This is a genomic window from Homoserinibacter sp. GY 40078, from assembly GCF_008017545.1.
GTDB lineage: Bacteria > Actinomycetota > Actinomycetes > Actinomycetales > Microbacteriaceae > Homoserinibacter.
The window spans coordinates 521,748-547,895 of the sequence record NZ_VRTZ01000002.1; the positions used below are offsets into that span (position 1 = coordinate 521,748).

Here is a 26,148-nt window from a genome sequence, read left to right on the forward strand (position 1 = left end):
TATTCCCGTGGCAGACAACATCTTCCAGAAGGCGACGAAGCTCGCCGCTACCGCGCTTGAGCTGCTCAAGCTCGACGTGAAGCTCCCATCCCTGTTCACCATCAAGCTGGGCAAGGCGGACTTCACCGGAGCGGCGGGCGACGTCGTCGGGATCAAGCGCCCCCCGATCCTCGTCGCGCGCGATAAGGGCTGGCGCAATGACGACCCGATCGTCGTGGACCGCATCGCCCAGACGAAGATCCAGGTGAAGCTCGACAAGTTCCCCGTCCAGGCGGTTCACCTGTCGCCGGAGGAGGCCACGCTCGACGAGGTCGAGTTCGTGCGCGACATCCAGGCGCCGCAGGTGCAGTCGATGGTGACCTTCTTCGAGAAGGTCATCACCGCGACCCTTCGTGCGGCATCGTTCGTGCTCGAGGTGGCGTTCACTCCGGGTGCCACGGACTACAGCGGCGACCCGCGCAAGGTCGCCTTGCGCGCGCGCAAGCTGCTCAATGACGCATGGGTGCCGGACGGTGGCCGCTACTGGCTCGTGGGTTCGAGCGTCTCCGAGCAGATCGCCGGCCACGAGAAGCTCCTCGCGGTTGACACCTCGGGGTTGCCCGAGGCGCTCCGGGAAGGCGTCGTCGGCAAGCTCGGCGGGTTCATCGTCATCGAGGTTCAGGCGCTCGGCGAGGACGAGTCGTACTTCGTCCACTCCACGGCGGTCGCACTGGCGAACGTCGCCCCGGTGGTGCCGCGCGGTGCCGTCTCCGGCGCATCGGTCACCGCCAACGGCATGGCTGTCACGCAGATCTTCGACTACGACTCGACTCACGCCAAGGACCGGTCCATCGTGGAGTCCTTCCTCGGTGCGGGCGTCGTCACTGACCCCGAGCGGGACGACGAGGGGGCGATCCTCTTCGACGACGACGAGCCGCGGATGCAGTTCGTCCGCGCAGTCAAGGTGATCTTCGGCGCAGTCGCGGGGGTGCAGGCCTACACCGTGCAGGTGACGGGCGGGCCCACGGGCGGGGAGTTCACGCTGACCGTCGACGGTGAGACCACGGACCCGATCGCGCACAACGCGACGAACGCGGCGATTGCCTCGGCGCTCAACGCGCTCGAGGGGGTCGCTGGCGTCAAGGTCACCGGGTCGGCCACGAAGACGGTGAAGTTCACCGAGTACGTGACCCTCACCGCGGCGACGTCGCTCACCGGCGGCGACTCGCCCGATGTCGAAGTGACCGCGGCCTAACCCGCCGAGTCGACCAATCCGAAGGGAGTCAGGGCATGACTGAGGAGTACATCCCCCTCGCGACTGCGGACGACGTCGTCCCCGTGGTCGGTCGTGCCCTGACCCCGGAGGAGACGCAGCGTGTGGATGCCGTCCTCGCGAAGGCGTCGGAGCTGTTCCGGCGGGAGTCGGGTCAGCAATTCACCCCGGGCCGCTCGCAGCAGCGGCTCAAGGTCGACGGCGGCGAGGTCCGCCTCCCGCAGCGACCCGTCACCGCTGTTCACGAACTGCTCGACTCTCGAGGTCGACCGGTATCCTTCACCCGTTTCAAGTCGGTGCTCACAACACCGCTGTCGGCAAGCGAGTTCGTGATCGTGGATTACTCGCACGGCGACGAGATCGTGCCAGAGCTCGTGCGGCTTGCGATCGCTGAGATTGCGAAGACGGTGCTCACCGTCTCAAAGGACGCTGCGGCCGGCCTCACCGCGTCTACGCGAGTTCGCGGCCCGTTCACGCGGCAGGAGACCTACGCGACGTGGGCCATCGGCGGCACTACCCGCCTGGCCCCGGAAGACGTTGCGCTGGCTCGTTCGTTCCGAACGCGGCTCGGCGGGACGCATGTGGCGGCTGGCCGGTGACCGCGATCAAGGTGTACCGGGCGCCCGGTGCAACCAAGGACCGGTGGGGCGACCCGCAGACGCCTCCTCCGAGCACGTGGCCGGTCTGGGCGACCTACTTCGGCGATGCGTCATGGGCGACGGGCGACGAGTCAACCGAGCCCACGCGCCGCACGATCACCACCCGCCGCGAGGTGTATATCGAGCTCAGCCGACCGAGCGGGATCCTGACCACTGATGAGGTGGAGGTCGACGGCATCCGTTACCGGATTGACGGCACGGTTGCCGAGTGGGAGGAGGACGGCGAGCATGCCGGCACCCACTTCCGGATCGAGGTGGCCGCGTAGTGGCGGGCGCAACGTTTCCGATTGACGGCCACAACCGCAAGGAGATCCGCGAGCAGCTTCTCCTCGACTCGCGTGGCCAGGGGATCGAGGACGCTCTCGCTGACGCGGCGACGCGCGCTGCCGGCCCGGGTCACGAGGTCTTCGTCACCCGCGGCTACGGTCCTGCTGGCCGTCTCGCGGTTCTGATCGTGGATCGCCGGGAGTCGTCGCCGTCCACGGGCACCAAGCGCGAGCGTGAGAAAGCGCTTCGTGAGGCTCTCGCTCGCGTGAAGCTCTAGGGAGGTTTTCCGGTGCCAGAGTTCGCCTCCCGATGGCCCGACATGCGCAGATGGTCAATCGACCGAATCAAGGCAGCGTTGGCTGCCAGCAGCCCCGGCATCGAAGCCTTCGCAGTGCGCGACGAGTCACGCGAAGTGCAGATCGTTGTGCAGGTAGCGCCGGGACAGATCGAGACCGCTGTGTCGCGCAACTACCTCGTCACGGTCGAATGCTGGGCGGCCACGAAAGGCGCCGCGTTCGACCTCTGCGCCGATGCGCTGTACGCGCTCGAGTCCTCACCGAGGCGCGGTCCGTTCGTGAAGAGCGAGGGAAGCTCCGGACCGAACGAGCAGCGCGACGACGACGGCACGTACTACTTCGACGCGACGACGACCATCACTGCCCAGCGGGTCGCGTAGGCGTCGCGTCATCCGGCGGCCGCGACGGCTCGCCTCTCAGACTCCGCCGGTCGCCGAGCGGACCCCAGAAATCACCACCTACCAGGAAGGCGGACCATGACCGCTGCAATCATCGAGAACGACCGGGCGAACAATCCGGATCTCGTCCGCCTCATCAAGGACGGTCGGATCCTCATCGGCGCGTACGGGGTGCCGGATGCACCGACCGGTCCCGACTGGGATCCGTCGGCCGATATCGCGTCAGGTAAGCGCATCGACCTCGGCTACTACTCTGACTCGGGATTCACGCTCACCCCGGAGCCGGGCGACAACGTCAACTTCAAGGCGCACAACAGTGACGTCGTTCTCGACGAGGACGGGCCGGGTACCTGGGCGACGCAATTCTCGGCGATCGAGTCGGGTCGCAAGCAGGCAGAGGTCTACTTCGATGCGGCGATCGACGGGAGCTCGGGGCACATGCGTGTCTCGAAGGCATCCGTGAAGACCTTCCGCGACCTCGTCCTCGTCGGGATCTCGGGTGATGACGATGTCGTGATCGCGCACTTCCCGCGGGCCAAGGTCGCCGACCGGGACGCGATCACCTTCGGGCCCGCCGATCTCAACTCGTACGGGATGACCCTTCGCGCCTACCGCGATCCTGTCCTGGGCTACCAGTTCGACGCGTGGTCGACACTCTGGATCGACAGCGCCCCGGCGGCTCCGACCATCACGACGGTCTCGCCGGCCGAGCAGCAGGCCGCCGCTGGCAATGTCGTCATCGACGGCACGAACCTGGCGGGCGCCACGGTCACGATCGGCGGCGATCTCGCCTTCATCGTCTCGAACACCGCCACGCAGATCGTCGTGCTCATGCCGGGCGGCGATGCCGGGACGGCGGACATCGAGGTCACCACCTCGGGCGGCACGGCCAGCGTCACCTACGACCGCGTCTGACTCAGACCCCTGCGAGGCGGGTGACGGCGACCCCCGCCTCGCAGGCAATTCCTCGACGTCGCCACAACACGAAAGGTCGCCAACCATGAACAACGCAGTCGACATCACTCCGGGCGCGAGCCCCGAGTCCGCGCCGACGATCGAGTTCAACATCGTCGGATACGGCAAGTTTGAGCTCCCAGTGCTGGGGCAACCTGGCGTGCCGCTAGGGATCACGACCGCATTCGGCATCTTCCAGGACGCCGAGAACGGCAACAACGACTCGCAGAAGCTCGCTGCCTGGTCCCACCTCATCCAGTCGCTCGTGGACAGCTTCCCGAAGGCCTCGCGGATCCTCGCGCGTCTCGACGGTCCCACGGTGGCGCAGGTGTTCCGGAGGTGGGGCGAAAAGTCGAACGAGTACGACCCTTCTCTCGTGTCCTCCCCGCTCTAATCCGCTGGCACCGGGCGGCGCTGAGGTACGACCTCGCGCCGCTCGGTGTTCGGGTAGAGGACTTCACCAGCGAGCGGTGCTCATGGAATGAGTTCTGGGACTACGTCTCAGAGATTCTCCGCGAGCCGTCGTCGCACCTGTTCTCGGCACTCGCGGGCGACAAGTACGTGCCGCACCCCGCCGAACGAGCTGCGTGGGCCGTGTTCGAGCAAGACATCAACACACGCCAGAAGCGGGGTGCGATCCGCATCCGCATCCCGCGTCCGTGGGCGGGGAAGAGCCCCAACTACGGCCAGTCGTCTGCAACGGAAGTCACTCCCGACAGGCTCGCCCGCCGCGCGAAGCTCGCCGCCATGTTTTAGTGTCGGGTCGAGATGCTGCGAAGTTGTGCCACCTCACCACCGGCGTTCGCAGGTGAGTTATTTACAGGTGATCCTGCGCGCCGACATAATCGAGCCATCCAAAATCCGCGTTGCGGGAGAATCCTGCGACACTGCGACGACAATCGCATTCTGGAGGCGCGCACAAGAGGGGCGGCGGTGGCATGGCGCGGAGGCAGCCTGAATTGCAGCGAATGCGGGGTGAGAAAGTCCGAGGCGCTGATGCACCGGAGGCCGCGGGTACGAGCGAGAAACCTGCCGCAGCGTCAAGTCACCTGCTGTCCTGGGGCCAAGTGTGGCTTCTGATTCCGCTTTGGACCATCATGGTGCCGACTGCGCTCGGGCTGGGGCTGTCGCTTATGGTTCTACTCCAGGACCCGAGCGGGAGCAGCTGGTATCCGAAAATGCGGGAGTACGCCCTCTGGGCATACGAGGCGTCGGTGGAAGTGATGCCGTGGCTGGTTCCCGTGTTTCCGGCCACGCTCGTTGCAATTCTTGTGTGGCTGGCGATTCCGCAAAGGCAAGTCACGGTAACTGGCTGGCGCATATTCGCAGACGAACCCATTCTGGCCGAGAGTGGTAGAGCGCTCTCGCTGGCGGAGACCCAACGAGTAGTGGCCACCGTTTCATCTGTCTTCACTAGCCTCTACGTAGCTTGGTGCCTAGCCACTTTGCTCGGAGTCCTGTGGCCGAGCGTAGGCCTGCCACGGGGGGCCGCCGCCCTATTCGCCTTGTTGCCAGTGGTCGTACTGTTCGGCGCCATCATCGCCCGCTACTCCGGCGAGACCCCTGAGGGCCTCTATGTTGCTGCTCGAGAGCACCATGAGAGAACGTCGCAGCGGATGCAGGTGGTCGGATCGCGATGGGCGCCTTCAGGCATCGGTCGTGCTCTTGGCATTGCGACAGCCCTCTGGGTGTGTGTCTCGGCCGCAAGCGTCGGCGTGATTTTCCTGCGATATGCGGGTGCCCTGAGCCCGCGAGATGTTGCCTTTCTGGGGGTACTCGGGATCTTCTTTGCAATATGGGGTCTGTTTCCGGGTCTAGCAGCGGTGTTCGTATTCACGATTGCGTTTCCGCCAGGGATTCGGTGGTTGGCCGCCGTGGGTATCGGCATCTTCTGGCTGGTAATTCCCGTGGCATATCTGGTCAGTGGCGTGATCGCGGCCATCGCAGGGGAAGACGCCCTGATCGTCTTCTTGACCTTGCCCGGATTCGTCCTTCCGGGGCTCGTGTGGGTCGTGCCGTGGTGGGCCGGCAAGTATCCGTTGGCTGGTGCTTCGCTCTGGTGGTTGCGAAAGTCCCACGCCGCGACGCAGAGCTACGCGGCTAGCCGGAAGGCGATATTGCGGGACGCGGTTCTCGGAGCACGACCCGGCAGGCGCTATCTTTCAGGTCTTGTGCGTCGCCTGAGGCATCGACTGTAGGCGCTATCAGTGACACCGGCCCGCCAGCTCCCCAGCGCTAGAGACTGACTCCACGCATCCTCCATCGGTTTCGAAACCCGGCTCGATTCCGATAAACCTGGCGACTCTTCCGCCGGTCGCGCGGGGGCGATGGCGACGACCCATAGCGCGGTGAGCCTTGTGCTGCCTGCGACCTATTGAGGAAGCACGGAGGTGCCGAATTGTCCGCTGTGCTGTACGTGGAGATCGTCCCGACGACGAAGGGGATCAAGCGTCGGGTCGAGAAGGAATTCGGCAGCGGCTTCGACGGCGTCGAGAAGCAGGCCAGCAGTGTCTTCGGCCGCATCACCGGCTTCGCGAAGGGCGCCGCGACCGCCGTCACTGGGGCCGCCGCAGCCCTCGCGGGTCTGGCGATCAAGGGGGGCCTTGGACGACTCCTCAACATCGAGGACGCGCAGGCAAAGCTCAAGGGCCTAGGCCACGATGCCGAATCCGTCACGGAGATCATGGGCTCCGCACTGGGCGCTGTGCGTGGCACCGCGTACGGCCTCGACACGGCGGCGACAGTCGCCGCATCGGCGGTTGCCGCAGGCATCAAGCCCGGGAGAGAGCTTGAGAAGTACCTACGACTGACCGCCGACGCCGCGACCATCGCGGGCACGTCGATGGACGAGATGGGCTCGATCATCAACAAGGTCACAGCCAACGGCCGGGCGATGACCGAGAACCTGTACCAGCTACAGGACCGGGGCATCCCCATCATGCAGTGGTTGGCGACCGAGTACGGCGTCTCGCAGGACGCGCTCCGAGAGATGGTGTCGGCGGGCAAGGTCGACGCGGAGACGTTCCGCCGTGTAATCGAGGAGAACATCGGGGGCGCGGCGCTCGCGTCGGGCGATACCACTCGCGGCGCGTTCGCGAACATGCTCGCCGCCGTCAGCCGAGTCGGCGCGAACTTCCTATCCGGCGTGTTCCCCATGTTCCGGGAGTTCTTCGTCGGGATCACCGAGCTCATCGCGCCCCTCGAGGCTCGCGCGAAGGAGTGGGGAGCTGCATTCGGTAGCGCGGTAGATGCTGCCGTCGAGGCGATCGCCGTCGCTCGGGCCGGATTCAGTGGCGAGCTAATGGAGGACGACAGCTTCCTCCCGCTGTCGATCGTGCAACGCCTCATGTCTCTCGGCGAGGGGCTCGCCAACGTCACTGAGCAAGTCCCGAGTCTCATGCCTCTTCTCGCGCCGCTGGGCGCGGCATTCGCCGCTCTCGGCGCGGGTGGACTCGCCGGTGTCTTGGCGAACCTCCCGATCGTGGGCGGGCTGTTCAAGGGGCTCGCTGGCCCTGCCGCGTTCCTGACGGGGCCCATTGGCCTCATCCTCTCCGCCTTCGCGGGACTCGTCGCGGTATCGCCGCAGCTTCAGTCCGCACTCGGCGGCGTGGTCTCGACCGTATTCAGCAGCCTGTCCGGCTTGCTCGAAGCGCTCGCACCGGCACTCTCTTCGATGCTGCCGATCTTCTCGCAGATCGCGATGGTGCTGGCAGGAGTCCTCGCTCAGGCACTAGTGGCAGTCACACCGTTCCTCGGTGACCTCGTCGCGATGGTCGGCAGCCTCGCGGCGCAGGTGCTTCCGATGGCCATGCCTCTGGTGGCGCAGCTCGCTCAGATCCTCTCCGGTGCCCTCGCCACGGCTATCCCGCTCGTCGCTGGCGTCCTGTCGATGCTCATGCCGGTTCTCGGGCAGCTGTTCGAGGCCCTCATGCCCGTAGTCGAGGCTGTATTCGCCCTGCTGAAGCCGGTGCTCGCTCTCATCCAGCCGCTACTAGATCTGATCTTCACTGCGCTCGAGCCACTCCTGCCGGTGATCGCGCCCCTCATCGAGCACGCGCTCACCCCGCTGCTGCTGGCCCTCGAGTACCTGTTGCCACCGATCATCGACGTGGTCGAGGTGATCGCGAACGCGCTCATGCCGATCATCAGCGGGCTTACGCAGATCCTTGGCGGGCTGATCGACTTCCTGGTCGGTGTTTTCACGGGTGACTGGGAGCGTGCGTGGAAGGGCATCGCTGGCATCTTCTCCGGCGTCTGGAACACGATCGTCTCCATCGCAGAGGGGGTCGTGAACGCGGTCATCGCTCTCATCAACGGCCTCATCAACGGCGTGAACGACATCACTGGATCGGTGGGTATCCCGAAGATCCCGCGTATCCCCGGTGTCGACTTCTCGGCCGCACGGCTCGCTGATGGTGCTCTGGTGCCCGCACAACCTGGCGGCATCTTCGCCAACATCGGTGAGGGTCGTCACGACGAGATCGTGATGCCTCTCGCCGGTCCGGTTCTTGACCGGATTCGAGAGGCGCTCTGGGACGGTCGCGAGGGTGCAGAGGCCCAGGGGAGTGACGATCCGCTGCGGATTGCGGACGAGAGCATCGATCGGCTCGCGAACAAGGTCGCGGGCGCTGTCGAGAGTCGCACGCGCGTGCTGCTGCGAAAAGGGGAGGGCCGATGACGCTCGTTCAGATCGCATCGCAAGAGCTCGCACTATCCGGAAACAACTATCCGGGTGTCGCCCTGCGCGCAACGATCTGGCGTGACAACTCCGGGTCCGGCGTCGACGCGGCGGCGAACGAAGAGGACGTCTATGCGAAGGTGATGCTCATCAAGCGGGGCCCGAGCTCCGCAGGCACGAGCAGCTACAACGCGAATGGTGTGTGCTCGGCGTCTGCCGTTGTGAACGGGAGCACTCGCTACTCCTCCGGTGGCCTCAGCTACGACTTCCGTTCGTCATCGGGACGGAACGAGACGGACACCGTCCAGATGCTGTGGGAGGGATGGGTCGCCGTTCCGCACGCCAGCGACGGGAGGAAGACCCTCAACTACTCGGCCCAATGGGTCGGCGACTCGAACCTCGGCAGCCGGAGCGTCTCGGGCTCCGTGTCGCTCCCGCGCATCACAGTTGCGCCGAATACGCCGACAGCGACCGTGGCGACGCGCGTCTCCGACTCGGAGGTCACCGTCGGATGGGCCCAGACCAATCCCGGTCACGGAACGCCGACGTCGAACAGGATCGAGCGCCGCATCAACGGGGGCGCGTGGGCGGATGCATCCACGGTGTCGCCGACTACCTCGGTATCACTCTCGTGCTCCTCCAACCAGCGACTCGAGTACCGGGTCCGGGCGACGAACGGGGCAGGGGCCTCGGCATGGTCGGCCGCCTCTGCGCCCGTGTTCACCACTCCGGCTCTGCCGACGGCATTCACCGTCGCGAAGGATGCGGCGCTCGACATCAACCTCGCGTGGACGCCGAACGTCGGCTACACCGAACACGAGCACGTGATCGAGTGGTCGGGGGACGGCGGCTCGACTTGGGCGCCGCTGGCGACGGTCCCGGCGGGTACATCGACCTTCAAGCACGCCGACCCTGACCCTGCCGAGACTCACACATATCAGGTGCGCGCTCGCGCCACGTCGGGCGGTCTGGCGTCGGAGTGGGTGCGATCGGCCACGGTCCAGCTACTCGCGCCGCCGAACAAGCCGACCATCCCCACCATCGACGCGTACCAGTCGAAGAGCGACGACTTCGTGCTGTCCTGGTCGCACAATCCGGTCGACACGACCCCGCAGTCCGCCTATCAGATGCAGTCGTCGACCGACGGCGGCGCGACATGGGCGACGGGCGAGAAGACGGCCACTCCGACCTCGGCCTACACGGTCGCCGGAGGCACACACGACGCCGAGGTGGCGCTCACGCTCCGAGTCCGCACCTGGGGGCAGGCGACGTCGGGTGGATCCGACGAGATGGGGGCGTCACCGTGGTCGGACCCGGAAACGGTGACGTTCAAGACCCGGCCCGTAGTGACCATCGACCGGCCGGCAGATGGCGAGACGTGGCTCGAGGCCGAGCTCGATGTCGCCCTCGGATTCACGCAGTCCGAGGGCGCGACGTTCGTCCGCGCCGTCGTCACCCTGATGCAGGGAGAGGCGGTACTCGAGCAGATCCTCACGACCACACTCGCATCGACGAAACTCGCGACACGGGTGCTCGACGGCGGTTCGTACATGCTGAGGGTGACCGCACTGGACTCGAACGGCCTCAGCTCTGTAGCGGCCGTCGCGGACTTCGATGTCGCTTACACACTGCCCGTGGCCGCAGGCGTGGGCGTCACCTACCTACGGGAGTCCGGTGTCGCGCAGCTCGATCTCGCGTTCCCTGACCCGGACGAGGGGGAGGCGGCGGCCGCGCGCGTGACCGTCACACGCGCGATCGACGGCGGCCGCGAAGAGACGGTCATTGCCAACTACCCGATCGACGACCCCACACTGACCGTGCTTGACACGACTCCAACGATCCACGGGGCGAACAGCTACAGGGTCCGCACCATCTCGGCCGACGGCGCGGTGGCAGACATAGTCGAACTGCTCGAGACGACAGAGGAGTGGTACGCGTTCCTGTCGACCGGCGAGGGCTTCGCGCGCATCGTCTCATTCCACGGGAACCTGAAGTTCGACTCGAGCCCATCGCGCGCCGTGGCGCTCGTGGTGACCGCAGGCCGCCGGAACCCGATCGCGTTGTTCGGTGAGAACCGATCGCTCGTCGTGTCGGGGTCGGCGTCGCTCGCGCCGGGTGTCGGGTCTGCGCCCAAGGAGATTGACGAGTTCCTGTTGGACGCCGAGATCGTCTGCTACCGCGACCCCTCCGGGCGTCGAATCTTCGGCGCTGTGTCCGGTTCGGTCTCGTCGCCCTCGAGTCGGGTGCAGGAGTTCCGGTACAGGGTAACGGAGGCGTCGTGATTGGACTGCCCGCTGGCGTGCTGCCAGTGCGCGATGTGACGACGCGCGAGATTCTCTACGGATCCCGCACGACGTCGCACCGCTATGAGCTGCTCAAGCACAACCCGGCAACTGGGCGCGATTCGCTCATCGGGGAGCTCGATGGAGTGGAGCCAGGTGGCTCGCTCTCGTGGTCGGTCTCGGCGCGGGTGAAGAAGTCAGGCTCCATCACGGTCCATGATCTCGCCACTGCTGCATCCGGTATGACCCGGATTGCCGATATCGACCTCGTGCAGGTGCGAATACGGCCGGTGCTGGTGATCGAGGGCCTCCCGGAGCAGCCGCTCGGCGTGTACGTCGTCACGGCGTCCCCAGAGGCGTGGACTGCAACCGGGCGCACCTTCGCCGTCGAGCTGCACGACAAGTCGACCGCACTCGATCAGGACGCATTCGACACCACCTTCGTGGCGGAGGCGGGGCTGCCAGTGCTCGAGATAGTGCGCGACATCATCAAGTCGGCAGGCGAGTCCATAGTCATCGACGGATCGGACACGCGGACCCTCGCTTCGTCGCTCGTCTTCCCTGTGGCACCGGAGACGACGAAGCTCACGATCGTCAACGACCTCCTGAAGGTGCTCGACTACACGGCGCTCTGGGTCGACGGCGTCGGCAACTTCAGGGCGACACCCTACGTGCGCCCTGCGGACCGATCGATCCGGTACGCGATGCTGAACGATTCCGATGGGCAGCAGCTCGTGCGCGAGCTCACCGACGGTGAGGAGTCCGTGTATTCGCCGGACTTCAAGCGGGATCGCGACAGCTTCGGAGTGCCGAATATCGTCGTGGCCGTTGCCACTGGGGATGGTGATGCGGAGCCACTGACGGGCTCGTGGTCGAATGACGATCCGGCTTGCCCGTACTCGCGTCTTGTTCCGGACCCCGACAACCCGGGGGAGTACGTTCGCGCGCTCAGGCGAGTGAAAGTGCTCAGCGGGGTCGACGTGCCTGACTTCTCGGCGGAGCCGGATCCGGCCGGGGCGACCGAGGCGCACCTCAGTAGCGTCGCCCGCCAGTCACTCATCGCATCTTCATCGGTTCAGGCGGCGGTGTCAGTGCGCTGCCTGCCTCTGCCCTTGGAACTGCTCGACGCCGTGCGGTTCGAATCGACGCCGGCGGGGGTGGACGCGCGGCACACGGTGCAGAGGGTCGAGATCCCCTTGCGGTTTGACGAGTTGATGAGTGTCGATCTTCAGGAGGTGATCGACCTGTGACTCGGTTCATCTGGGGGACGGTCACCGGGGTGGCACCGCTGCGGGTGCGTCTCGACGGTGAAGATGCAGCGCTGCCGGTCACGCCGGACAGCCTGGTTGACCCGGTGCGTCTGAGTGTCGGCGATCGTGTGCGGTGCGAGTTGTCGACGCGGCAGATCGTGGTTCATGGTCGCTCGGCGGCATCGGCTGATCCGATGGGGTCCTATCGTCTGGTTCGGCGGCTCTACTTCCGCTCGTCCGACACGTTCGACCGCTCGGCGTTCCCGTGGCTGCGTGCGCTGGATGTGCAGGTGCAGGGGGCGGGGAGCGCAGGCGGCGGCAACGGCTCGGGCGGTTCGGGCGGCGGTGGCGGGGCTGGCGGGGAGTACGCGCGCAGCTTCATCACGGACCTCTCTCTGTTGCCGGTGCTGGTGCCGGTGACGGTCGGGGCGGGCGGGATCGGTGACTCGACGGTCGGCTCAGGCGACGGTGGGGCATCGTCGTTCGATGATCTGGTCATCGCGGTGGGCGGGTACCGGCTCTCCTCCCGACAGGCGGGCGGGCTGGGCGGCACGGGCGGCGTGGGCGACCTTCTCATCCGAGGAGGCGGCGGCAGCGGCGGCTCGACCGGCTCGCCGATCGGAGGCGCGGGCGGGGGCTCGTTCCTCGGCACGGGCGGGCGGGGGTTGCAGTCCTCGTCCACGACCACCGATGGCGACCCGGGCGGCGGGTACGGGGGCGGTGGCGGTGGCGGTCGCGGTGACGGCGCGGCCATCGGCGGCGACGGGGCGCCCGGAATCGTGATCGTCGAGCTGTTCGCATGAGGTACGCGCAGGTCGTCGAGGGCCTGGTGGTCAACGTCGTCATCTGGGACGGCGAGGCCCCCTACGGGCCGGAAGGGCAGCTCGTGTTGCCCGGAACGGACATGCCGGTCGGGATCGGCTGGCGATACGAAGGCGGCGCGTGGATCGCGCCTCAGATCATCGAGGAGGACACATGACGAGCACCCTCGCCGTGGCGAAGGCCACAGTGAAGAAGGCGACGCTGAGCTACCTGCGCAAGAACGGCAGCGGCGTGCTGACGAGCTACTGCCAGCAGTTCGTGGGCAACTACTGGGAGACCCACTTCGGCAAGCCGACCCCGAACAGCTACGGGACCGCGAATGCGGCGAACGCCGCCTCGACGGTCCACACGAAGGACTGGCGCAAGGCGAGCCCGGGCGACATCGTGATGTTCGTCGAGAACCACGTCGGGATCTACCTCGGCTCGGGGCTCATGGCGTCCGCGACCGGATGGTCGACCAACGCCGTGAAGAGCCTCGGGAAGAGCGTCTACGTCCACAAGGTCGACGACTACGCGGAGCACCTCACCCTCAAGGGCTTCTCGCACACGAACGGGAAGCGCGAGCGGATCACGGGTCTGACCGATGAGAACGCACCCAAGGCGACGCCCAAGCCGACTGCGAAGCAGCGGCAGGTGAAGTCCACCACGCAGGCGCGGCGGCGGAAGGCGGCGACGACCAGCTCGTCCTACGACCCGAAGCAGAACCTCGCGCCCGGCAAGATCGTCACCCCGAAGGGCTACGTCCGCGGCCAGACGCCCAAGGGCCAGAAGAGCAACATCTGGCTCCTCATCGGGAGCTACTACTCCCACGTCTCCGGCTTCACCGACGCGGGCACGCACGACCTCAAAGACCTCACCCCGCAGCCGACGCCCGACCCGGCACCCGCGCCGGAGCCGACGCCCGACCCGGCACCCGAGCCGACCCCGGAACCGACGCCGACCCCGGAACCGGAGCCGGAGCCGGAGCCCGAGCCCCAGCCGGAGACGCCGGCAGAACCGATCACAGAGGAGGACGCAATGACCGTCACGCATCTCATCAACCCGCCCGAGCTCGACGCAGGCGCGCTCGGCGCTGTCGTCGAGGACGCGAAGACCCGCAAGCGGCTGTACGCCTGGTACGTGATCGCTGCGCTCGTCATTGGTGCCCTCATTACGGGCACCGTGGCAGGCGTCGGCGCGGCCGCGACCCTCGCGACGATGAGCCTGGCCTCGTGGCTCGAGGCATGGGTGATCGTGCTCGCGATCGCCGTTGGTGTCGTCGGGTACGTCGGCCCCTACGCTGCGGTCCTCGCTTCGGCGAACACCCCGACGAAGCAGTGACCCCGGAGATCCTCGGAGGGCTAATCGGTCTGGGAGCGACGCTGCTGACTGTCGGCGGCGTCGCTCTCGGGCACGTCCTCTCTTCACGGGTGCAGCGTCGGGCGACCGAGGTGCAGGCCGTCGCGAACAAGAAGTCCAACGAGCACCAGATGATCGACCAGCTTCAAGAGGAAGTCGGTCGTCTCAGCCAGGAGCTGACTCGTCGTGGTGGGAACCTCGACGAGAGGCTCGAGCGGGTCGACAGACGCAACGACCAGCTGACCGAGGAGCTCACAGAGCGAACCGTGGAACGCGACAAGCTCCGTCAGTACGCGCACGACCTCCGAGGGCACATCTTCGACGGGGAGCCTCCGCCGCCACCCGAGTGGCCCGAGGGGGTGACGAAGTGAGTCGAGACACCGTCGACGAGTACGAGGTGCCCGTCGATCCGATGGACGAGCTGCAATGCGAGTCCTGCCAGTAGGCCGACACCCCCAAGGGCCCGGTGCCCGACCAAGCCCTACCCGCTGCATCCGCATTTATGGAGGTACTTCCCGTGGTAGCTGTCATCTTCCGAAAGGCGGACGTGCTGTCCGGTGTCTCAGGCGCGTGGTGGGTCGCGTGGCAGATGCACCACCTGCAAGCGGGCGACCCGATCGTCTCCGACGGCGCCCGGGGAGCACATGTCACTGCCGACGAGGTGGTCTACGAGCTCGCTCCAACTCCGCCCGGGAACGCGGCGGGGTTGACGGTTCGCCCGGGAGCGGAGACCCACCTCTGGTGGTTCGCGATCCCCGATGTCGAAGTGATCACCGTCGGCGAGCTGATCGATCTGCATCAGGTCGATCCCGACACGCTCGAGCCGCTAGTGCCCCTGCCGCCGTCCGCACAGGAAGTGTTGGCCGAGGCGGCGTCCGCCAGTGCCGCGGCGACGGTAGCAGCGAGCGAAGCGGAAGATGCGCGCGACGCCGCGCAGGGGGCCTCGGTCGATGCGGTTGCCGCATACATGGAGGGGCACCCGAAGGCCGACCTGATGAGCGGCAAGGTGCCGACCTCGCAGCTCCCGCCGCTGGCAGTCTCAGACTTCCTCGGCAAGGTCGACAGCGAAGCCGAGATGCTGGCCCTGTCCGGACAGCGCGGGGACTGGTGCATCCGCAGCGACACCAAGACGACATGGATCATTGCCGACGACGAGCCGTCCGACCCTGACTCGTGGCAGTCGATCGCCTACCCGATCGCACCGGTCAGCACCGTCAACGGCCAGACCGGCGACATCCTGCTCGGCGCTGCCGATGTCGGCGCGCCCACACTCGGTGCATTCGCCGCGATGGCCGCGCTCGCATCCGGGGCATGGCAGCGGTGGACGGGGACCGAGGAACAGCTCGGCGAGCTCGTCCCGCCCTACGACACGAGCAAGCTCTACATCGTCGTGGACATCTGATGCTCCGGCTCGACCAGATCAGCGACCTGTGCGTTGCAGTCGACGGCGTCTCACTCGCTCGGGCGCGTAAGGCGTATGTGGCGGCGTCGGATGGCACAGGTCTCGTGCTCGTCGGCGAGCGGGCCCCGTTGCTACAGCGGACGAACCTCGCAGTGGATCCGCGGGGGACGGCTCTACCTGCTCTGTCGAATCACGATGTCAGGTTCGACCAGAGCCGCTACGGCAACAACGGAAGCTACTCTCTCGTGACCAACGCGGCGGATGGGCCGCTCCCGGAGCTGACCACCTACGTCCGATTCACGCAGACGTCGGAGACGGTCACGACCTATGGTTTCCACCTGACCGGCAACCCTGAGACGGGCACATTCGGGACCGAATACGGATTCCCGGTGACGCCGGGGGAGCGGATCGCGCTCTCGGTGTTCTTGCGTGTCACCGGAGACCCCGCGCCGGTCGGCAGGCTCCGCGTCCGATTCGGCGACGACACGATCAACTGGCGACCCGGGGGAGTCGCTACCGAGATCGTCAGCATGGTCGACGGTGGGTGGGCGCGGATCGGGAACACGTTCACCGTGCCGGCGGGGGCGACGCGATTCGCCGCGTACCTCGTGAACCAGTCCGGGACCAACGGGCCCGGAACCGTGATGGACGCCACCGGGCTCCTCCTCGAGCGGGAAGCCACGGTTCAGTCATTCTTCTCCGGCGCGACCACAGGCGAAGAGCTCGACGTCTACGAGTGGTCTGGTGAAGTCGACGCATCCGCATCGACGTTCGCCCACGATCTGTGGCGTCCAATCTCTTAGGCGGGTCGCGCGCTACGTGAATTCCTCTCGGACCGATAGAGTCTGCGCGGATCGGGAGGACAGCGTGCAGGTTTTCATCAGTTGGTCGGGCAAGCAATCGAACACGGTCGCCGTGGCGCTCCGAGACTGGTTGCCGCAGGTGCTCGCGAGGAAGGTCACTGCGTTCGTCTCGTCGGAAGACATCGACAGGGGAGCGCGCGGCCTCAACAAGATCGCGGACGAACTCGAAGAGTCCCAGTTTGGGATCGTTGTCGTGACGCGGACGAATGTCGGGTCAACTTGGATCAACTTTGAAGCGGGGGCGCTCGGGAAGTCGGTCACCGATGGACGCGTGGCCCCTCTCTTGGTCGGCCTGGCAGACGCCGATCTTGACGGTCCTCTGAAGCAGTTCCAGAACACAGCGGCCACCGACCGTGACGCTGTCTTCGCCCTTGTCACGTCGGTCAACAATGCGAACGTGGATCGCGTGGACCCCGATACCGTGCGCACGTTGTTCGACGTGCATTGGGACGAGTTCGAGGCAGCCGTGGAACGTGCAATGTTGCTCCACACGGCACCTCCGCCGAAACGTAGTCCTGACGACCTCCTTGAGGAGGTGCTAACTACCATTCGTGCGTTGCAGCGGGAGGTGGCGGATCTGCGCGGTGCTCCATCCCAGAGCGAGCGTGAACGCGTGCGCCGTTGGATGGACTCGATGGGATACGACGAGAAAGTCTGGTCGCCGACGAAGTCTCCGAACGTTGAGCGTTTGCGGAGGATCCTGGGTACCTCGGGGGCAGGTGCAAAGATAAGCGCATCTCTGGAGACCGCGGATGTGTATCTAGGTGGTCCACCAAAGCCCATTTCGCAAGAAAAGCTGACAGACATGCAAGCTCTCGCTACGAATCAACAATTGACAATCACGATCTACCTTGTCGACGGCGAGCGTATTATCTTCAGTCCCGACGGAACCCGGACCCGGCTGCATCCGGACGACATTGACCCCATTGGATAGCTTGAGCCATCGTGCCGATGGCGCCCGACTCGTTTTTGACGCCCCCGTGCGCTCCTCTCCGTAGGAGTCGCGCGGGGGCGCCTCTCGTCGTTTGTCAGAAGCCCGTGGTACCGCGGGTCGCGAGGGGTTCCGCGAAGAAGCGGACCCCAGTGGTGGGCATCCCGAGCATCGCCATCGCATCAAGAGCATCCCGCTCGGCATCGCGCCAGGTCCGCGCGAGCAGCCCGTTGTGCTCCTCACCCTGCTCAGCCTTCTGCGCTTCCCGATAGGCAGGAAGCGCGCCGACGATCGAAAGCGCGTCATACATCGGCTCAAGGATCGCGCGGCGCTGCGTGTCGTCGCCGATCTCGATGCCGTTCTCATCCCAACTCGGAGCCCAACCGAGGACGACCCGCTGCCGGGCGCGATCCCGGATCGAGTCGGCGGGGATGAGGTAAGCGTCGCCGTCGCGGGACCTCTGGGCGCCGGCAAGCCGTCCGGATTCGATCTGCTGAAGCACCGCCTGGCGGCTGACGCCGAGGAACCGCATCGCGTCGGCCACAGTGAGCATGGTGTGTCCGTCGGTGAGGGCCTCGCGTACCTCGAACTCCCTCTCGGTGGACGTCTCGACATGCACGGGCTTCGCGTCCGGCACAAGGGTCGCGAGCGCGTTGGTAGCGAGGGCGACGACGGTGCGGGTGGCGACGCCGAGGTCCGGGCCGTCGATGTTGACGCGGACTCCGATCCGATCCGATGCGGGCTCGCTGATCGACGGGTCGAATCCGTCGAGGTGGTCGATCAGGCGGTCCACGACATCGCTCGTGCGTCCGGTCCCGCTGAACTCGATGTAGCTGACGAACGTAGGCACGGGGTTCTCCTTTCTGATGTGGGGTGGGATGATGGTTGGAACCGGGGACCGGGCCACTACCTTTGGCCCGGTCCCCTTTTCGCGGCTACCGTTCAGGCGGCCACTTGAACCCCGCGCGTCTCGCGTCTGCGATGCTGTTCCGCATCGAGCGCCAATCGCTCGCGGTCCCGGAGAAGGTCGCTACGATCCTCCCGTCGTGGCTCACGATCATGTGGCCCCGCTTGGAGATCCGAGTCTCGAAGCCCTGCGCCTCGAGTGCCTTCGCGATCTTCTTCAGTTCCTTGTCCATCTATCCCTCCTTTCCTTGTCGATAGTAATATTCTACCCGCACTAACCTTGCTACGCAACAAGGAAAGTGAGACCAGTGTGCGCCCAATCGCGGGGCGGTCAAGAGGCATAGACCGCGCGTCACGGGCGCCGCTACGATCTGCGCATGCAAGCAGCGATCATCGCGTTGTACGTCTTGGCCTTTGCGCTGCCGTTCGTGGCGCTCCTGCGAGTCGTGTTCGTGAATCGCAAGAGTGCGCCCGCGCCTCCCTCGCCGGAATTCACCGACGATTTCGAAGCTGACATGCACGCCATCGCTCACCAGATTGGCGATTCGATCCGATATGACGCGAAGGTGGAGTTCGGCCTCGTTGGATCGGGCGTCGCGCTCGCGTCGATCGCCGGGATACTCAGCGTCATCGCGCTCTGACCAGTAGTCAGCTGCGACTCTCGAGATCGTCGTGCCAGTACGCAGTGTACGAGCCGGGGGTACCGTCACGTAGATGTTGACGGTGAACGGCCATGCACCCGGCCTTCAGGGTCCGGTAGTAGCCGACGAGCTGCCCTGCCGCGTCCTCGGCCCGGTAGCCGACCTCATCGCCGCGGCGTATCAAGCGGACGGTGCCGTACTCACGCCCGTATTGCGCGACCATCACCCAGACGCAGAGAGCGCGCTCTTCGGCGGCGAGGATTGGGTGCCACTCGGCCGTGGGTTCCCGGCTGCGGCGTTCGTACGCGTCGTGGGCGTCTTGGATCTTGTGATGCACGCCGTCTCCCCGAGTGTCGGGCAGCCCGGCCGCTGCGAAGCGAAGAGGCCGCGCGAACCTCGGAGTTCTCCGTCTTGCGTCGCGCGACCGTGAAGGGATGTTACCGCTGCACGACCGACAGCCAGCGCCGGGACTGTTCAAAGCCGTGCGAGGAGCTCGGCCTTCTTCGTGGTGAACTCTTCGTCGGTGAGCACGCCGGCGTCTCGCAGCGAAGCGAGCTTCGCGATTTGCTCAGTCACATCGACCCCGGGGGCCGCTGTCGGGGCTGGCTCCGGCACCGGTGCGGCTGCGGCCTCGACCGCGGCGTCGTACTTGCCGAGGATGAGGTCAGTGACGACCGTCTTCACGGTCGCGGCCTCGCCGTGCGAGACGCGGAAGTCGATCGTGTTGCCGGACGTGATGATCGAGACGAACGAGTTCATAATGCCATCGCGTCTCGTCGTGACCGAGCTGATGTTCTTCACCGGGATCATCTCGGTTCCGGATTTGCCATTCTTGACGCCAGTCGCGAGAAGACTGAGCCCGCCGGTCATGATGCCCGCCGTGATCTTGCCGCCCGAAACGCCGCGAGGGCGCTCCCATTCGATGCGGTCCCGGTAGATCTGTACCTTGGCGTTCTTGCCTGAGATGTGCGAGGTGAAGCTATACAGAGGGGCGTCGGTCATGGCGACGATCATAGGGGGCTCGCGAGCCCGCGCCGCGGGCGCCCGTGGTCCGTGGTGCGATCCCCTCGCACCGAATTGAGAAGGCGCGAGGGGATCCAGTTTGCGTCGAGGCTGGGCCCGGAGTGTCTATGCGGCCGCGAGCGCAGCTTGCCGCAGCGAGTCGGGGTCGACAGCGGTGTACACCTGAGTGGTCGCGACGCTCGCGTGCCCGAGCAGCTCCTGCACTGCCCGGATGTCTCGCCCCCCGTGCTGGTAGGCGCGAGTGGCGTAGCGGTGCCGAAGCTGGTGGGCGGTCGCGCCGGGGAGCGCCCGCGAGATCAGCTTGGAGACGTACTGGGCGGAGAGGTGACCTTCGACCTGCCCTGGGAACAGGTAGCCGGCGTGGCCGAGGATCTCGGCGGCGAGGTCGTCGGAGATCGGGACTCGGCGCATGCGGCCGCCCTTGCCCTGCACGCGTAGAGACCATCCGAGGAGGTCGCGCTCGACGTCATCGCCCTGGACGAGGGCGATCTCTCGGCAGCGGAGTCCTGCCAGGGCAGCGAGTCGGATCATCATGCGGGTGCGAGGGTCTGCGACGCCCAGGCCGTCCTCGAGGGACGACTCGGGGGCGGGGCGGGGCGAGCCGACGGGTACCCGGACGCGCGGCAGTCGTTCGGCCGGGTTCGTGGTGGTGAGGTCGGAGAGGGTGGCCCAGCGGTAGAACTCGCGCATCGTGGAGCGGAAGCTCTTGACTGCCGATGGTCCCCAGGTGCTGTTGTTGATGTAGTCGACGAGATCGCGGGCGGTTACGCCCCAGGGGTCTATGCCGATGTCAGCGGCGAAGCGACGTAGGTAGTAGCTCCGGAGAGTGATCGTCGGCTTCGGGGACCGACTGGCGGTGAGGTGGTCGAGGTACCCACGGATGGGGCTCGCCCAAGGTGCAGAGGGCGTGACTTGCTGTGTCATCCTCGACTGTGGCACCAGCTTAAGGTGACGTTCACTCCCCATTTCGCGGGCTACCCGTTCGCGTGAAGAATGGCGATCGCATGGTCACGCTCATGCCTCTATTGCTTCGACGGCACTAGGTGCCGGTCGGATCGGCGTGACCGGGGCGACCCATGATCCGTCGGTCACGGGTTCAAGTCCCGTCCGCCCTACGAATGATTCAAAGGGAAGCGCCGCGAGGCCCGTTCTTAGGTTCGGCTGCGTGTCCCCCCGAGAACCGCGTTCAGGCGTGCGAGAGCGGCGGCATCGGCGTGGCTGCCCATTCAATGGCTGTACAGGTTCAGCGTCAGCTGCGCGGACTCGTGGCCGAGCCAGGTCTGCACCGTCTTGACGTCGATGCCGTTCGAGAGCCAAAGAGTGGCGGCCGTGTGGCGCAGGTCGTGAACGCGGCGACCCCGGCACGACTTCGACCAACCGACGATGCGACGCCAATTCGAGTTGTTGAGGCGCATCCCCCGCCGCGAGCGCCCCCGGCTGGGCGGACGGCTCCCGCAAGGGGCGCGGGCTCGTGTTCGCAACCGTCGCTCGTGACCACAGCACGCGGCGGTGGGTCGACGACGAGAGCCCACGAGCGCGCGAGGTCTTCGTCGGCGGCAGAGCCCGAATCCTGGTCGAGCCGTTGACGGCCATTCGATGGCGCGGCGGGCACGTCGTCCTCCACACGGGCGGGCGCGTGCGCATCGTGAACTCCGAGGGCCGCGAGCTTGTTCTCGATGGCGACGAAATCGAGACCCTGACCGCGGAGTCGGGTCGTTGTAGGTATTCCGGCCTGGCTATGAGCCGGGCAGGCTGTCTGTTCGGCGGTCGAACTCCCCTAAGGTGTCCGCATGGCGGAAGTCCTCAGCATCTGGACTCAGTACGGCTATTCGGGTTCGCCTTACTCGACCACGGCGCTGAAGCCAACAGATGCAGACGCCCGATTGTTGGTCGGTCGAGATCACGAACTCGACGTGATCCTGAGTGACCTCGCGAGCGGTGTGCAGCTCGTCGCGCTTGAGGGCGGCTATGGCGTGGGGAAGTCGAGCCTCGCCGCCGTCGCCACGGCGCAAGCCACTTCCTGGAAGCAAATACGGGGCCACACGGTTCGATTCCTTGCCACGAGCAAGCCGCTTGAACTTACCGACAGCGACACAGCCGCCACACTCGAAAAGCGCGCCTATTACCAGATCGCAGCCGCCCTCCTATCAGCCGAAGCGCAATTGAGAGCTGCGGGATTTGGTTTACAGCAGATGGCCGAGTTTCGCGCCTGGCTGAGTTCGCCACAGGCCAGTTCGTGGTCGGCGGGTATTGGCGCGAGCGTACCCTTCGTTGCAGGTGGCAACGCATCGTTTGGCCGCGGCAAGACCATGAATACCAGCCAAGGCTTCACAGACGAGGGAGCAATTGATCTCGTTGACGCCTGGCTGAGAGAGGTCTTCCCAACTCCGCAGGCCGGCGGCGTCATTCTTCTGCTCGACAACCTCGAGAGCCTTGGCAAGCACGCTGGTCTCATCGACGTTTTCGAGTCGTTGAGGGATCGACTGTTCAAGCGTGACGGTCTCCGCTGGATCATCAGCGGAGCCGAAGGAATGGTCGGAGCCGGCCTTCGGACGCAGAAGATGAGCGGAGTATTCGCGGAGCCCATTGAAGTCTTGCCGCTGGATCACACCTATGCGCAACAGGTCATCGAGCGTCGCGCGGAGGTGGTTGAGCAGCGCGATGACGCCAGCTTGCCCGTCTCCCCAGCGGCGTTCGAAGCCGCCTATCTCGCCACGGGCCAGAATCTGCGGTTCACACTGGGCCTAGCTGAGCGCTATTCGTTGCGCAGTGCACCTAAGAAGGTCCTCTGGATGTCAGCGCAAGAGCGGGCAGCGGCGTTTCGGAGTTATCAGATCAATGAGGGCAAGAAAGTCGTGGCTCAACTAACCAAGAAGCTCAACGAAGCCGCGCGCAAGGTCCTGCGCGTTCTGGTGATCGACAAGAACGGCCTCGCCTACCCGAGTGAGTTCGTGGAGTTCGGATACGCCACAATGCCGCCCCTGCTGACGCAATTGAAGGCGCTTTCGGCTCTCGGGCTGATCACTTACACGCCCGACAAAGACGACGCACGTCGGCGGCTGATCGCCGCCACCGACAACGGACGCCTGGTGATCGCCAGCGAGCTGTCGCCCTAGGTAAGTCGGTTCCCACAACGCGTGGCCGTGCCGCCTCGCGCTTGAATGATCACGCCGCGGCTCTCTACGACTCGCCTTCATAAGGCACGCGGCGCCGAACGATGAGGTGCCGAAACCGTGGCATAAGAGACGATGAGGCCCGCGATCCTCTCGATCCGGGCGCCCGATCCGCGCGGCTAGACGTCGCCGAGCTTCGCGTTCGTTCGTCGCTACGAGATGAAGCCACTCCAAGCTCCGCGCGCCGCGAATCCTGACGCCCCTCGCCTATCGAATCGGAGCCACGCCTTCGAGTCGCCTCGAGCAGCGTCCCATCCCACGGCCGCCTCGACCTCCCGCCGAGAAGGCCGATCACCCAGCGTGACGACCAGCATGGCCGGCGGTTTCTCGCGGCCTCGTAGCTCTGCTTCGAATAGGTCATTCACACACACATCACGGAACGAATAGCCGACAACAAGCCAGTGACTGCTGTCCGCGAGGGCACTCGCAAGACCGGTGTACGCGAGAGCGAACGGATACTGCGTTACCGCTCCCGTCTTGTCCCGTTGGTTCGCGAGCACAACCGCGGGACGCAGGGCGGTTCGTCCTCGTCGTACCGTCTCCCATGGTCGATAGGTGCCCAGGAAGGTGGTGTCGAGCTTGTAGAAGCTCTTCCCGTTGCCCCAGAAGTTCAGCGAGCCATGTAGTTGGAGCAGGTGCACGCGAGCGTATTCCGGGAAGTCGAGCGTGCGCCTCAGCATCGGCACTTCGTGCTTGGTCGTTTTGCCGGTTGTGACTGTGCCCTTCCGCCACCCGTGGCCGAGGTCTGCAAGTTCCGGCTTGCAGGTTTCGAGCAGCGCGCTCAGCAAGAGAGTGTCGTAGTTCAGATTGCCGAAGGTGACGACCCCATCAAAGGCACCAACGATTGCGTGCGTTACCTCGTACATCTCGCCCATGTCGTCTGAGTAGGCCCGGGCCTGCTCGAAGATGACCTCCAGAACATGGCTCACGCCAGCGTCGCGAACCTGCATCGCGAACTCAGCAGCCTTCTCGATCGCGGCAAGGAGTTCGGGGTTCTCAGATTCGACGAGGTCAGCCATCTTCTTGAGGTCTGCGAGCATCGAACTCTGACCACCAAAGGCGCCGACGATGTTCTCGAAATCTGAGTAGTCGGCTTGTCCGCTGGCGCTGTACGAGTCAGCGATCTTCTTCATGGCGTCGGCGACAGCTTCGTCTACCCCCTCGGTGCCGCTCGCCATCCGCTTCAGTACTTCTTCTGAGATGCGCCCGAGGCCCAGCTCCGGGTTGAACGCGATACTCAGGCCGTTTCCAACGAGAACAGCGGCATTTCGGGCATCAGGACCCGGCTTACTCATCGACCAGCGATTCATGGTTCATGAGCAAAGGTTGGCATAGAGCCCTCGGCGGCTCATACCAAAAACGATCGGATTATGCGTGTAGGCATCCACCTACTCGAGGCCCAGACTTCCAAATGAAGCAGTCGTGGACGACTTTCACGGCTACGCCGGTAGGCGCAGCCAACGCGGTCGGCAATCCCTTGATGCGCTGGGTCGGTCTCCTAGCCTGGCCGGCTACTAGCTGGCGCTAGTCGGAGCCGGCGATCTGTGCCCGGGCCCCGTCGTGACGCCCGCCGGCCCTCACGCGCGCGATCCCCAGGTTCGAGACCACCACATCGGTTCCCTAGCCGGGCCATCGTGAGCCGCTAGCGTCATCGGCATGAACCCGATCACCGGCGTCCCGACCTGGGTGGACTACATGCTTGCGGCTGCGGCGATCCTCGGCGCGATCGCGTGGCCCCTCGTCGTGATGGTGGTCCTCCTGGCGTTCCGGAAGCCGCTGCGCGATGCCCTGGAGCACCTGATTGAGTTTCGCTTCGGCAACGCGACTGTAAAGTTCGATCGAGCCGCCGCAGACGTGAGCGCCAACCTGATCGAGGCCATCGCCGACTCGGACGCCGACGCTTCTGAGGAGCCCGACGTCGGCGATGTGAGGCCGCGTCCGCAGCTCCGTGACCTCTACGCCGCCAAGGCCCAGGAGAACCCTCTCAATGCACTGCTGGAGGGCTTCATCGCAATCGAGGTCTGGTTCGACCAGCTACTCACCGAGCGCGGCGAGAGCACGCACGAAGGCGCCCGGAAGCGGAGCGTCCAGGAGATGGCGGCCATCGCCGTCGAGCGCGGCTTCCTCCCACGCCAGTTGCTCGACACGGTGCAGGGTCTCGGCATCGTGCGAGACCTCGCGATCCGCGATCGAGAGAAGGTGACACCGAATCAGGCGCGGGAGTTCCTGCTACTCGCGGATGCCTTCCTCGGTTACGCCGACCTAGAGGCGCGCAAGACGGCTAAGGAGTCGAAGCCGTGAGCGAGGCCGACGCCTGGCTGGCGTTCTCGCGAGCCGCCGACATCCTCACAGTCCTCGCGGCAGCAATCGCGATTTTAGGTGTGCTCGCGGCATGGCTCTCTCGTCCGAGGCTGACGATTCATCCGTTCGTCGACCAGTCAGGGCTGACGGTCTCCATCATCAACTCCAGAGGCTCTCGCCCGGCGTACAACCTCGACTGGGTTTGGGAGGGTCTCAACGATCTGGGCGAAGCCCGGCACGGCACCGGCGAACCGTGGCAGAACTCACTGCACCCGGGGGAGGGGCGCACGCTCTACCTGTATGCGGTCAACACCAATCTCGATCATGAGGCCGATGCCCGAGATGTCACGCTGCCGCAACTGGTGCCCGACGAAGGTGCGCTCGTGGTCTTCCGGTGGAGGCACCCGGTGCTGACGTGGGTGCGCGCATGGGTGATGCTGCGCTGGACTCGAACTGCAAGGGAGGCAAGCAAGCCACCGGAGGTCCTACGAGGCATGGCAGCGTGGTGCGCCTACAGGACGGCGCACAAGTACGAGCGGAAGACGCGCAAGGGCTAGGTTCGACTGCGCTCGTGGCTCGGCCAGAGTCTGAATTTCTTCAGGGACTTCCTCAGCTCGGCTAATCTCGGCTGACGTCAAATCCGGATTCGGTCCGAAAGTGTCGAGATCTCGCCGAGTCTCTTGTCGGGTGTGATCGGGCGTGAGGTGCCTGG

30 protein-coding genes are annotated in these 26,148 nt (G+C 65.6%); 23 read left to right on the forward strand and 7 right to left on the reverse strand.

Features of this window, described 5'->3' with window-relative positions; genetic code table 11:
- The first annotated feature begins 7 nt into the window (after positions 1–7).
- From FVQ89_RS11245 to FVQ89_RS11340, 19 genes are all read left to right on the forward strand, one after another.
- On the forward strand, positions 8–1,234 hold the full coding sequence (locus tag FVQ89_RS11245) for a P22 phage major capsid protein family protein (RefSeq protein ID WP_147902028.1): 1,227 nt from the start codon (positions 8–10) through the stop codon (positions 1,232–1,234).
- 35 nt (positions 1,235–1,269) lie between these two features.
- On the forward strand, positions 1,270–1,851 hold the full coding sequence (locus tag FVQ89_RS11250; protein ID WP_147902029.1) for a hypothetical protein: 582 nt from the start codon (positions 1,270–1,272) through the stop codon (positions 1,849–1,851).
- Positions 1,848–2,177 carry a hypothetical protein gene (locus tag FVQ89_RS11255; RefSeq protein ID WP_147902030.1) on the forward strand — a complete coding sequence of 110 codons (330 nt, stop codon included), beginning with the start codon at positions 1,848–1,850 and terminating at the stop codon, positions 2,175–2,177. The genes FVQ89_RS11250 and FVQ89_RS11255 overlap by 4 nt, the downstream gene beginning before the upstream one ends.
- Entirely contained in the window at positions 2,177–2,455 is a 279-nt protein-coding gene (locus FVQ89_RS11260; RefSeq protein WP_147902031.1) for a hypothetical protein, read from the forward strand. The genes FVQ89_RS11255 and FVQ89_RS11260 overlap by 1 nt, the downstream gene beginning before the upstream one ends.
- Before the next feature lie 78 nt (positions 2,456–2,533).
- Positions 2,534–2,854, forward strand: coding sequence for a hypothetical protein (locus FVQ89_RS11265; RefSeq protein WP_147902032.1), 321 nt, complete (start codon positions 2,534–2,536; stop codon positions 2,852–2,854).
- Between the two features lie 96 nt (positions 2,855–2,950).
- Positions 2,951–3,787, forward strand: a complete 837-nt coding sequence (locus FVQ89_RS11270; RefSeq protein WP_147902033.1) for an IPT/TIG domain-containing protein — start codon at positions 2,951–2,953, stop codon at positions 3,785–3,787.
- 85 nt (positions 3,788–3,872) lie between these two features.
- Complete coding sequence (locus tag FVQ89_RS11275) at positions 3,873–4,220, forward strand: hypothetical protein (protein WP_147902034.1); 348 nt, start codon at positions 3,873–3,875, stop codon at positions 4,218–4,220.
- Positions 4,166–4,582, forward strand: a complete 417-nt coding sequence (locus FVQ89_RS11280; RefSeq protein ID WP_147902035.1) for a hypothetical protein — start codon at positions 4,166–4,168, stop codon at positions 4,580–4,582. Before FVQ89_RS11275 ends, FVQ89_RS11280 begins: the two co-directional genes overlap by 55 nt.
- 341 nt (positions 4,583–4,923) lie before the next feature.
- Complete coding sequence (locus FVQ89_RS11285; RefSeq protein ID WP_187265014.1) at positions 4,924–6,024, forward strand: hypothetical protein; 1,101 nt, start codon at positions 4,924–4,926, stop codon at positions 6,022–6,024.
- A 209-nt stretch (positions 6,025–6,233) separates the two neighbouring features.
- On the forward strand, positions 6,234–8,504 hold the full coding sequence (locus tag FVQ89_RS11290) for a tape measure protein (protein WP_255513618.1): 2,271 nt from the start codon (positions 6,234–6,236) through the stop codon (positions 8,502–8,504).
- Positions 8,501–10,786, forward strand: coding sequence for a hypothetical protein (locus FVQ89_RS11295; RefSeq protein ID WP_147902038.1), 2,286 nt, complete (start codon positions 8,501–8,503; stop codon positions 10,784–10,786). The genes FVQ89_RS11290 and FVQ89_RS11295 overlap by 4 nt, the downstream gene beginning before the upstream one ends.
- Positions 10,783–12,036: a hypothetical protein gene (locus FVQ89_RS11300; protein WP_147902039.1), complete on the forward strand. Its 1,254-nt coding sequence runs from the start codon at positions 10,783–10,785 to the stop codon at positions 12,034–12,036. The genes FVQ89_RS11295 and FVQ89_RS11300 overlap by 4 nt, the downstream gene beginning before the upstream one ends.
- 194 nt (positions 12,037–12,230) lie before the next feature.
- A complete protein-coding gene (locus FVQ89_RS14675) occupies positions 12,231–12,839 on the forward strand; it encodes a hypothetical protein (protein ID WP_147902040.1) in 609 nt (202 codons plus the stop codon).
- Positions 12,836–13,015: a hypothetical protein gene (locus FVQ89_RS11310; protein WP_147902041.1), complete on the forward strand. Its 180-nt coding sequence runs from the start codon at positions 12,836–12,838 to the stop codon at positions 13,013–13,015. The genes FVQ89_RS14675 and FVQ89_RS11310 overlap by 4 nt, the downstream gene beginning before the upstream one ends.
- A complete protein-coding gene (locus FVQ89_RS14470) occupies positions 13,012–14,178 on the forward strand; it encodes a hypothetical protein (RefSeq protein ID WP_187265015.1) in 1,167 nt (388 codons plus the stop codon). The genes FVQ89_RS11310 and FVQ89_RS14470 overlap by 4 nt, the downstream gene beginning before the upstream one ends.
- On the forward strand, positions 14,175–14,567 hold the full coding sequence (locus tag FVQ89_RS11320; protein ID WP_147902042.1) for a hypothetical protein: 393 nt from the start codon (positions 14,175–14,177) through the stop codon (positions 14,565–14,567). The genes FVQ89_RS14470 and FVQ89_RS11320 overlap by 4 nt, the downstream gene beginning before the upstream one ends.
- Before the next feature lie 146 nt (positions 14,568–14,713).
- The gene (locus FVQ89_RS11330; protein WP_147902043.1) at positions 14,714–15,598 is read left to right on the forward strand and encodes a hypothetical protein; all 885 of its coding nucleotides are present in this window, start codon (positions 14,714–14,716) and stop codon (positions 15,596–15,598) included.
- Positions 15,598–16,401 carry a hypothetical protein gene (locus tag FVQ89_RS11335; RefSeq protein WP_147902044.1) on the forward strand — a complete coding sequence of 268 codons (804 nt, stop codon included), beginning with the start codon at positions 15,598–15,600 and terminating at the stop codon, positions 16,399–16,401. The genes FVQ89_RS11330 and FVQ89_RS11335 overlap by 1 nt, the downstream gene beginning before the upstream one ends.
- Before the next feature lie 64 nt (positions 16,402–16,465).
- On the forward strand, positions 16,466–17,395 hold the full coding sequence (locus FVQ89_RS11340) for a toll/interleukin-1 receptor domain-containing protein (protein WP_187265016.1): 930 nt from the start codon (positions 16,466–16,468) through the stop codon (positions 17,393–17,395).
- A gap of 94 nt (positions 17,396–17,489) precedes the next feature.
- Here the strand turns inward: FVQ89_RS11340 and FVQ89_RS11345 are convergent, their stop codons facing one another.
- Positions 17,490–18,242, reverse strand: coding sequence for a helix-turn-helix domain-containing protein (locus FVQ89_RS11345; protein ID WP_147902046.1), 753 nt, complete (start codon positions 18,240–18,242; stop codon positions 17,490–17,492).
- A gap of 85 nt (positions 18,243–18,327) precedes the next feature.
- Positions 18,328–18,531 carry a YjbF family lipoprotein gene (locus tag FVQ89_RS11350; RefSeq protein ID WP_147902047.1) on the reverse strand — a complete coding sequence of 68 codons (204 nt, stop codon included), beginning with the start codon at positions 18,529–18,531 and terminating at the stop codon, positions 18,328–18,330.
- Positions 18,532–18,675: 144 nt separating this feature from the next.
- Here FVQ89_RS11350 and FVQ89_RS11355 point away from each other — a divergent pair, with 144 nt between their 5' ends.
- Entirely contained in the window at positions 18,676–18,939 is a 264-nt protein-coding gene (locus FVQ89_RS11355) for a hypothetical protein (protein ID WP_147902048.1), read from the forward strand.
- Positions 18,940–18,946: 7 nt separating this feature from the next.
- On the opposite strand, the gene FVQ89_RS11360 is transcribed toward FVQ89_RS11355, so the two are convergent.
- The 4 genes from FVQ89_RS11360 to FVQ89_RS11375 all read right to left on the reverse strand — a co-directional run bounded on the left by FVQ89_RS11360 (position 18,947) and on the right by FVQ89_RS11375 (position 21,377).
- Entirely contained in the window at positions 18,947–19,276 is a 330-nt protein-coding gene (locus FVQ89_RS11360; protein ID WP_147902049.1) for a hypothetical protein, read from the reverse strand.
- 137 nt (positions 19,277–19,413) lie between these two features.
- Positions 19,414–19,941 (reverse strand): SHOCT domain-containing protein, encoded by a 528-nt coding sequence (locus tag FVQ89_RS11365; protein ID WP_222706085.1) that lies wholly within the window; start codon positions 19,939–19,941, stop codon positions 19,414–19,416.
- 126 nt (positions 19,942–20,067) lie between these two features.
- Positions 20,068–20,886, reverse strand: coding sequence for a tyrosine-type recombinase/integrase (locus FVQ89_RS14680; protein ID WP_222706086.1), 819 nt, complete (start codon positions 20,884–20,886; stop codon positions 20,068–20,070).
- 302 nt (positions 20,887–21,188) lie between these two features.
- Entirely contained in the window at positions 21,189–21,377 is a 189-nt protein-coding gene (locus tag FVQ89_RS11375; RefSeq protein WP_147902051.1) for a tyrosine-type recombinase/integrase, read from the reverse strand.
- Positions 21,378–21,752: 375 nt separating this feature from the next.
- On the opposite strand from FVQ89_RS11375, the gene FVQ89_RS11380 reads away from it, so the two are divergent.
- Positions 21,753–23,078, forward strand: a complete 1,326-nt coding sequence (locus FVQ89_RS11380) for a hypothetical protein (RefSeq protein ID WP_147902052.1) — start codon at positions 21,753–21,755, stop codon at positions 23,076–23,078.
- A gap of 209 nt (positions 23,079–23,287) precedes the next feature.
- Here FVQ89_RS11380 and FVQ89_RS11385 read toward each other — a convergent pair whose 3' ends face one another.
- Positions 23,288–24,445, reverse strand: coding sequence for an SIR2 family protein (locus FVQ89_RS11385; protein WP_147902053.1), 1,158 nt, complete (start codon positions 24,443–24,445; stop codon positions 23,288–23,290).
- A 346-nt stretch (positions 24,446–24,791) separates the two neighbouring features.
- Here FVQ89_RS11385 and FVQ89_RS11390 point away from each other — a divergent pair, with 346 nt between their 5' ends.
- Complete coding sequence (locus FVQ89_RS11390; protein WP_147902054.1) at positions 24,792–25,436, forward strand: hypothetical protein; 645 nt, start codon at positions 24,792–24,794, stop codon at positions 25,434–25,436.
- The gene (locus FVQ89_RS11395) at positions 25,433–25,993 is read left to right on the forward strand and encodes a hypothetical protein (protein WP_147902055.1); all 561 of its coding nucleotides are present in this window, start codon (positions 25,433–25,435) and stop codon (positions 25,991–25,993) included. The genes FVQ89_RS11390 and FVQ89_RS11395 overlap by 4 nt, the downstream gene beginning before the upstream one ends.
- Positions 25,994–26,148 lie beyond the last annotated feature (155 nt).

Bases quoted from the DNA above. Each gene is read 5' to 3' on its own strand.
- FVQ89_RS11270 (WP_147902033.1), top strand. From the start codon at position 2,951: ATGACCGCTGCAATCATCGAGAACGACCGGGCGAACAATCCGGATCTC.
- FVQ89_RS11350 (WP_147902047.1), bottom strand. From the start codon at position 18,531: ATGGACAAGGAACTGAAGAAGATCGCGAAGGCACTCGAGGCGCAGGGC.
- FVQ89_RS11365 (WP_222706085.1), bottom strand. From the start codon at position 19,941: ATGACCGACGCCCCTCTGTATAGCTTCACCTCGCACATCTCAGGCAAG.
- FVQ89_RS11390 (WP_147902054.1), top strand. From the start codon at position 24,792: ATGAACCCGATCACCGGCGTCCCGACCTGGGTGGACTACATGCTTGCG.
- FVQ89_RS11295 (WP_147902038.1), top strand. From the start codon at position 8,501: ATGACGCTCGTTCAGATCGCATCGCAAGAGCTCGCACTATCCGGAAAC.
- FVQ89_RS14675 (WP_147902040.1), top strand. From the start codon at position 12,231: ATGGGGTCCTATCGTCTGGTTCGGCGGCTCTACTTCCGCTCGTCCGAC.
- FVQ89_RS11250 (WP_147902029.1), top strand. From the start codon at position 1,270: ATGACTGAGGAGTACATCCCCCTCGCGACTGCGGACGACGTCGTCCCC.
- FVQ89_RS11285 (WP_187265014.1), top strand. From the start codon at position 4,924: ATGGTGCCGACTGCGCTCGGGCTGGGGCTGTCGCTTATGGTTCTACTC.
- FVQ89_RS11275 (WP_147902034.1), top strand. From the start codon at position 3,873: ATGAACAACGCAGTCGACATCACTCCGGGCGCGAGCCCCGAGTCCGCG.
- FVQ89_RS11310 (WP_147902041.1), top strand. From the start codon at position 12,836: ATGAGGTACGCGCAGGTCGTCGAGGGCCTGGTGGTCAACGTCGTCATC.
- FVQ89_RS11335 (WP_147902044.1), top strand. From the start codon at position 15,598: ATGCTCCGGCTCGACCAGATCAGCGACCTGTGCGTTGCAGTCGACGGC.
- FVQ89_RS11355 (WP_147902048.1), top strand. From the start codon at position 18,676: ATGCAAGCAGCGATCATCGCGTTGTACGTCTTGGCCTTTGCGCTGCCG.
- FVQ89_RS14680 (WP_222706086.1), bottom strand. From the start codon at position 20,886: ATGACACAGCAAGTCACGCCCTCTGCACCTTGGGCGAGCCCCATCCGT.
- FVQ89_RS14470 (WP_187265015.1), top strand. From the start codon at position 13,012: ATGACGAGCACCCTCGCCGTGGCGAAGGCCACAGTGAAGAAGGCGACG.
- FVQ89_RS11385 (WP_147902053.1), bottom strand. From the start codon at position 24,445: ATGAATCGCTGGTCGATGAGTAAGCCGGGTCCTGATGCCCGAAATGCC.
- FVQ89_RS11380 (WP_147902052.1), top strand. From the start codon at position 21,753: ATGGCGGAAGTCCTCAGCATCTGGACTCAGTACGGCTATTCGGGTTCG.
- FVQ89_RS11375 (WP_147902051.1), bottom strand. From the start codon at position 21,377: ATGCGCCTCAACAACTCGAATTGGCGTCGCATCGTCGGTTGGTCGAAG.